The organism is Ferrimonas futtsuensis DSM 18154, assembly GCF_000422645.1.
Lineage (GTDB): Bacteria > Pseudomonadota > Gammaproteobacteria > Enterobacterales > Shewanellaceae > Ferrimonas > Ferrimonas futtsuensis.
This window is the reverse complement of record NZ_AUGL01000016.1, coordinates 108,338-114,764: the sequence shown is the minus strand read 5'-3', so window position 1 is coordinate 114,764 and position 6,427 is coordinate 108,338. Positions and strand designations below refer to the sequence as shown.

At 59.0% G+C, this 6,427-nt stretch carries 7 protein-coding genes; 2 read left to right on the top strand and 5 right to left on the bottom strand.

Annotated features, from left to right (window positions below):
• Positions 1 to 544 precede the first annotated feature (544 nt).
• Entirely contained in the window at positions 545 to 1,309 is a 765-nt protein-coding gene (gene udp, locus G505_RS0111820; RefSeq protein WP_028109743.1) for a uridine phosphorylase, read from the top strand.
• A gap of 72 nt (positions 1,310 to 1,381) precedes the next feature.
• Here udp and G505_RS0111815 read toward each other — a convergent pair whose 3' ends face one another.
• The 3 genes from G505_RS0111815 to G505_RS0111805 form a co-directional block, all read right to left on the bottom strand.
• On the bottom strand, positions 1,382 to 1,660 hold the full coding sequence (locus G505_RS0111815) for a helix-turn-helix domain-containing protein (RefSeq protein WP_028109742.1): 279 nt from the start codon (positions 1,658 to 1,660) through the stop codon (positions 1,382 to 1,384).
• A 113-nt stretch (positions 1,661 to 1,773) separates the two neighbouring features.
• Positions 1,774 to 2,769 (bottom strand): HlyD family secretion protein, encoded by a 996-nt coding sequence (locus G505_RS0111810; RefSeq protein WP_028109741.1) that lies wholly within the window; start codon positions 2,767 to 2,769, stop codon positions 1,774 to 1,776.
• Between the two features lie 3 nt (positions 2,770 to 2,772).
• Complete coding sequence (locus tag G505_RS0111805) at positions 2,773 to 3,111, bottom strand: DUF3302 domain-containing protein (protein WP_028109740.1); 339 nt, start codon at positions 3,109 to 3,111, stop codon at positions 2,773 to 2,775.
• Positions 3,112 to 3,316: 205 nt separating this feature from the next.
• On the opposite strand from G505_RS0111805, the gene G505_RS0111800 reads away from it, so the two are divergent.
• Entirely contained in the window at positions 3,317 to 3,697 is a 381-nt protein-coding gene (locus G505_RS0111800) for a MaoP family protein (RefSeq protein ID WP_028109739.1), read from the top strand.
• Between the two features lie 52 nt (positions 3,698 to 3,749).
• Here G505_RS0111800 and G505_RS0111795 read toward each other — a convergent pair whose 3' ends face one another.
• Together G505_RS0111795 and G505_RS0111790 are read right to left on the bottom strand one after the other, a co-directional pair.
• Positions 3,750 to 4,481: a fumarate reductase iron-sulfur subunit gene (locus G505_RS0111795; protein ID WP_028109738.1), complete on the bottom strand. Its 732-nt coding sequence runs from the start codon at positions 4,479 to 4,481 to the stop codon at positions 3,750 to 3,752.
• Positions 4,478 to 6,427 (bottom strand): fumarate reductase flavoprotein subunit, encoded by a 1,950-nt coding sequence (locus G505_RS0111790; protein WP_028109737.1) that lies wholly within the window; start codon positions 6,425 to 6,427, stop codon positions 4,478 to 4,480. Before G505_RS0111790 ends, G505_RS0111795 begins: the two co-directional genes overlap by 4 nt.

The window sequence follows — 6,427 nt, the reverse complement described above, 5'->3', positions numbered from 1 at the left end:
CAAACTCTTCAATTAAAAAGTTTTTTGGAATCCGAAAATTCCGACTCAATGAATTACTGAATTAACTTGTTATAGTCACTCAGTGCAACATTGATATATGAGATATCAATCCTGCGCGAGTGCCCACACAGATTGTCTGACTAATTGTTAAAGAGCAGTGCAACGTTGTTTTCGTTGCTGAGGCTGCGCATTCTACGCTTTCCTCATCCCCCGTCAACCCCTATTTTCAAAGGTTTTTCCGGGTGTCGATGTTTTGCTCAGCGCGGTGTTTGATGACCCGCTGTGCCCCGTCGACAGGAAGCGCATTATAGGGACTGGAACGCTTCCTGCAAGGGAAATCTCAACAATCGCGTTCGATCGGTTTTTTTTTGGCCACGTCGGCTGAAAGTTACTTTTTTTGTGCTTAGATCACAGGCACGGGCGCAAAAATGGGCTATTTATGCCACATGGGTCTACAAAGATGTGAGCTGAATGTTGTTTAATTACGAAAGTCAGTTTCAACAGCTTTAAGCACCACCGAATTTTACTTAATAAGGAAACAACCATGAGCACAGTGTTTCACCTCGGCTTGACCAAAGAGATGCTGGACGGCGCCAACGTGGCCATCGTCCCTGGCGATCCAGAGCGTGTAAAGCGCATTGCAGAACTGATGGAAAACCCCACCTTCCTGGCCAGCACCCGTGAGTTCACCAGCTACCTGGGTTACCTCGACGGCAAGCCAGTGGTGATCTGCTCCACCGGTATCGGCGGTCCCTCTACTTCTATTGCGGTAGAAGAGCTGGGGCAGCTGGGCATCAACACCTTCCTGCGAGTGGGCACCACCGGCGCCATTCAGGAGTATGTAAACGTGGGTGACGTGATCGTGACCAACGGCTCTGTTCGTCTGGACGGTGCCAGCCTGCACTTCGCGCCCATGGAGTTTCCTGCCGTTGCCGATTTCGCCTGCACCACTGCCCTGGTGAACGCCGCCAATGATCTGGGTCATGAGCCTCACGTGGGCATCACCGCCTCTTCCGACACCTTCTACCCGGGTCAGGAGCGCTACGACACCGTATCCGGTCGCGTGACCCGTCGCTTCAAGGGTTCCATGAAAGAGTGGCAGGAGATGGGCGTACTGAACTACGAGATGGAGTCCGCCACCCTGCTGACCATGTGTGCCGCCCAGGGCTGGTACGCAGGCTGTGTGGCCGGTGTGATCGTAAACCGTACTCAGCAGGAGATCCCTGACGAAGCCACCATGAAGAAGACCGAGACCTCTGCCGTCTCCATCGTCGTGGAAGCCGCCCGTCGGATGGTTGCCGAGTCCTAAGCCGACTCTCTGCGAGACGCCCAATAAAAAAGCTTCGCCTGGTGCGAAGCTTTTTTTATGCCCGGAACAATGTCAGCGCTCGAGAGTGGCGAGCAGAGAGTCGAGGTTGTTGCGCACCCAGACAGGATCGATGGGGCCCCAGTCCGCCACCCGGTAGTGGCCATCGTTGTGGCGTACACCATCTTCGATGAACTCCACCTGCACCCCCATGCCCATCAATGCCTTGAGCACATCCTGAATGGTACGGCGAGGCCAGCCCAGACTCTTCATCAGCGCCGGCACACTGGCCTTATCGTGATGGGCGATCTCATGCATCAGTATCAGCCGGCGACTGAAGGTAGGGTTCAGCATTTCATATTATCCTTATTCGACTCGCCATACCGACGGCGTTCAGTCTGACTCTTAACAAATTCCATCCATGGTAACAACAGCTTAAATTCCAAGCTGTCTGCCGCTACACAAAATCAGTGTTCGAGGAACAAGTAGTTTTGCCAGCTCTTCATCCTCAGCAACACCCGGCGGATGATGGAGACGTGCGTAAAGCTGTCCGAGTACACTGCCATCTCGGCGTTGGCCCCATCGGGCAGGGTGTACTGGTCTATCTGGTCATCCAGCTCTATCTGGACAAAGGCCCGGCCCTGCCCCATCAGGGTAGCGGTGGTAAACAGCTGACCCTGAGCCTGGAACTGACCCTCACCGATGTTCGGCAGCACCTGAGACACTTTGCCCTTGAACACCCGTCCGGGAATGGCCGGGAAGATCACTTCGGCCTCATAACCTTCGCTGATTCTCAGCAATGAGCGCTGATTGAAGGCGCCCACGTAGGCAGAGTCGCTGCTGTTGATGAACACCATCACCGGGCGCAATGGCAGTGGCACCGCCATCATCCCGGGACGCAGCGCCACCTGGGTGACGTAGCCGTCGGTAGGCGCCCGGACCACGGTTTCACTGAGGTCATACTGCGCCTTGGTCAGATCCGCCAGGCGGGCCGCCAGCTTGGCCTCCGCCGCCAGGTAGAGCTGCTCGCGGATGTCCAGTTCCGAACGGGTAAAGGCACCGCCCTTGTCATACCCCTCCTTATACCTCAGGTATTCCCCCTTGGTGCGGTCCCGATCGGCCGTGGCTGCGGTAACCTGGGCCTGCTTCTCTTCGGCAATCTCCCGATAACGAACGTCGTCGATACGAAACAGCACATCCCCCTGCTTCAGCGGCTGGTTGGCCACCACCGGCACCTCGACCACAGGCCCCCTCACCGAGGGAACTATGGGTGTGGTGACGTACACCTGGCGGGCCACCGGGGTAAAGGGGTGGTTGTAGTTCATCAGCAGCAACAAGGCGCCAATGAGGACCACGCCGCCCAATACCGCAGTAGGTACGGTCCACTTGTTCAGCGGGATCTTAAAGATTTTGAAGATGGCAACGCACAAGGCGGTGTAGGTCATTATGAGTAGCAGGTCCATCCGTTAGCTCTCCCCACTCAGTTTGGCCACCTGCTCCCGCAGGCTGGCAACGTCATTCTCCAGGGAGGCCACCTTGACCTCCAGCGCCTGTTCATGTTCCTGCAACTGCTTGAAGCCCCAACCGCGATCTTCGCGGTAGAGGGTGGCCCAGATCCACAGGAAGGGCCAGATAACGTGCAGGGTGAACAGGCTGACCCATCCGGTGACATGGATGGCATCCTGGTGAGGGTGGTTGCGCTTTTTGGCAATTTCGTAGGGGATGTCGTGGATGGCAATGATGCCGTAGAAGAGGACCAACCCCACAAAAAAGAGCAAAGCGAGAGCAAAATAATCTAAGAACATAAGACACCTGGCGCTGCTTAACGTTTTTTAAACATAACACAACGCACGAAACAAATAGCACTTTATTGCACACCCAAATGTGCGCTGCGCCCTTGCCAAAATGACGGTCTCGAAGTAATAAAAGTGTCCTATATTTGCCATCAAATCTTCCACAAAACCCCTCTACAAGGGGGGACAGTCAGACAGTACACCGAGAGAGAATGTCATGAGCCAAATTGAAGGATTTCAGCCAGCCGGTCGTTTCTTCGATGACACGCATTTTCCCCGTGGCTTTGCCCGTTCAGGCCACTTCACCATGAAAGAGTCCGACCTGCTTGAGCAGTATGGCCGAAGGCTTAAGGCTCTGGCGGAAGGGACCCAACCCCCGGCCACGCCTCAGGAGGCGCAATTTATCTCCATGGCCAGGGGCGAATGCCCGGCCGAATCGATTCTGGAGCACGCCTGGACCAAGTACATCGCTAAGAGCCAGAGGCGCAAGCTGTTCACCATGAGCTCCAAATCCCCCTCCGCTGACGACGATGCCGACGATGACAGCAGCGGTGAAGATCTGAGCAGCGACCAGGATGACATCATGGAACTGGGTTAAACGAGAAAGGCCAGCGTACGCTGGCCTTTTTTTGTTGTGACTGCCGCTGGGATCAGAGGATCCGCTCCGGGCAGGCCAGTTTACGGCGCAGGTAGGCGATCTGCCCCTGGTGATCCAGGTTCTTGGGGCAGGTGTCCTGGCAGCCCAGCAGGGTCATGCAGCCAAACACACCATCTTCGTCACCGATGATGTGGTAGAACTCCTCGGCGTCTCTGACATCACGATCGTCCAGGGCGAAGCGGGCCACCTTGTTGAAGCCCACGGCCCCAACGAAGGTTTCCCTCATCTGGGCGGTGGCGCAGGCGGAGACGCAGCAGCCGCACTCGATGCAGCGCTCGGACTCGTAGATGGCGTCGGCCAGCTCCGGCTCCATGGGCCGCTCCAACCGGTGCATGTCCTGATTCACCTCTTTGGGGCTCAACCAGGCTTGCAGCCGCTCAGACAGGGCGCGCATAAATTTGCCGGTGTTCACCGACAGATCCCCAATCAGTTCGAAGCCCGGCAGCGGCATCAGGGTGATCACCCCTTTGCTGAAGTTGCTGGTCAGGGTCCGACACGCCAGGGTGGGCAGACCGTTGATCACCATGGCACAGCTGCCACAGATGCCGGCGCGGCAGACAAAGTCGAACTGCAGCGTGGGGTCCTGCTGCTCACGCAGCAGGTTAAGGGCGATGAAGACCGTCATCCCGGGTGCTTCCTGCAGCTGGTACTCCTGCATCATCGGCTTGTCGCCGGGCAGCTGAGGGTCGTAACGGAAGATACGGAAAGTCAGGGTACGGCTCATAGATCCTCTCCACGGCGCTGGTTTTTCGGTTTGAACTTAACGGGCAGCTCGAAGGCCATGGTCTGCTGCTGACGCTGATGGCGGTCGTCGAACTCCTTAGCGATCGCCTCCACCTCCTGCAGCCGACGCTTGGTGTCCGGATGGGCGATGGCGTTGTCCTCGCCGTACCCCCGGTAACCCGGTGGCAGCTCCATCTCTTTCACCTCCAGCTCCTCGTACTCCAGCTTGATGTCGTGATCGCGCCAAAATGCCAGGGTGCGCTTGAGCCAGTCGCGGTCGTTGCGCTGGGGGTAATCCTCGCGGGAGTGGGCACCACGGGATTCGGTGCGCGCCTCGGCGCCCATGGCCACCGCCAGTGCCACCTTGATCATCTTACGCAGACGAATGGCGGCCACCAGCTCGGGGTTGGCGTGACGCTTCTTGTTGTTGACCACCAAATTCTCACAGCGCTCCGCCAGGGACTTGAGTTCGGCCACGGCCTTGCCCAGCTCCTCGCCGGTGCGGAAGATCCCCACCTTGTCCATCATGATCGCTTCCATCTCCTGACGCAGGATGAAGGGGTTCTCCCCCTCCTCCCGGGCCAGCAGCCGGTCGAGATCCGCCTGTTCGCGGTTGAGGCACTGCTGCGCCAGGGCCTGGCTGCCCATGTCGTAACGCTGACAGGCGTCGGCCACGTATTCGCCGACGATCATCCCGGCCACCACGGTCTCCGCCAGGGAGTTGCCGCCGAGACGGTTGAAGCCGTGCATGTCCCAACAGGCGGCCTCGCCCACGGAGAACAGCCCTTTGAGGTTGGGCGCTTCACCCTGCTCATCGGTGCGGATGCCGCCCATGGAGTAGTGCTGGGTGGGGCGTACCGGGATCCAGTCCTCGGCGGGATCGATGCCGAGGAAGTACTGACAGATCTCCTGCACCTCCCGCAGATTCTTTTCAATGTGTTCCCGGCCCAGCAGGGTGATGTCCAGCCACAGGTGCGGACCATAGGGGCTGTCCACCCCCTTGCCTTTACGCATGTGCTCGGTCATGCGACGGGAGACCACGTCTCTGGAGGCCAGCTCCTTCTTCTCCGGCTCATAGTCGGGCATGAAGCGGTAGCCATCTTTGTCCCGCAGGATGCCGCCGTCACCGCGACACCCTTCGGTGGTGAGGATGCCAACGGGCACGATGGCGGTGGGGTGAAACTGGATCGCTTCCGGGTTGCCCAGGGCCACCTTGCCGGTCTCCATGGCGATGCCCTGACCGGTGCCTTCACAGATGATGGCGTTGGTGGACACCGACCACAGCCGGCCATAACCGCCGGTCGCAATGGTGGTGGTGCGGGCCAGGTAGGCCACCAGCTCACCGGTAATCAGGTCGCGGACGATGGCGCCGTGGCAGCGCTCACCGTCTTCGATCAGGGCGATCGCCTCCTTGCGCTCGTGCACCGGGATCCCCAGGCTGATCGCCTTGTTGTCCATGGCGTAGAGCATGGAGTGGCCGGTACCGTCGGCGGTGTAGCAGGTGCGCCACTTCTTAGTGCCACCAAAATCCCGGGCGGTGATCAGGCCATGGGCCTCCTCCGGCTCGGTGATGGTCACCTCCTCGGCGTTGACAATGGCCTTGCGGTCGCCCTTGGCTACCCGGCTCCAGGGCACGCCCCAGGCCGACGCCTGGCGCACCGCCTTGGGGGCCACGTGGGCAAACATCCGCGCGACTCTCTGGTCACAGCCCCAGTCGGAGCCCTTCACCGTGTCCTGGAAATGGACATCTTCGTTGTCGCCCACCCCTTTGACGCTGTTGCCCAGGCTGGCCTGCATGCCCCCCTGAGCGGCGGCGGAGTGGGAGCGCTTGGCGGGGATCAGCGACAACACCAGAGTATTGAGGCCCCGCTCCTTGCAGGCGATGGCCACCCTAAGGCCGGCCAGCCCACCGCCTATCACCAAGGCATCGGTATAGATGGTTTTCAT

Excerpts from the sequence above, each read along its gene's own strand:
- G505_RS0111805 (WP_028109740.1), bottom strand. The coding sequence starts at position 3,111 with ATGTTCTTAGATTATTTTGCTCTCGCTTTGCTCTTTTTTGTGGGGTTG.
- G505_RS0111800 (WP_028109739.1), top strand. The coding sequence starts at position 3,317 with ATGAGCCAAATTGAAGGATTTCAGCCAGCCGGTCGTTTCTTCGATGAC.
- udp (WP_028109743.1), top strand. The coding sequence starts at position 545 with ATGAGCACAGTGTTTCACCTCGGCTTGACCAAAGAGATGCTGGACGGC.
- G505_RS0111815 (WP_028109742.1), bottom strand. The coding sequence starts at position 1,660 with ATGCTGAACCCTACCTTCAGTCGCCGGCTGATACTGATGCATGAGATC.
- G505_RS0111790 (WP_028109737.1), bottom strand. The coding sequence starts at position 6,427 with ATGAAAACCATCTATACCGATGCCTTGGTGATAGGCGGTGGGCTGGCC.
- G505_RS0111795 (WP_028109738.1), bottom strand. The coding sequence starts at position 4,481 with ATGAGCCGTACCCTGACTTTCCGTATCTTCCGTTACGACCCTCAGCTG.
- G505_RS0111810 (WP_028109741.1), bottom strand. The coding sequence starts at position 2,769 with ATGGACCTGCTACTCATAATGACCTACACCGCCTTGTGCGTTGCCATC.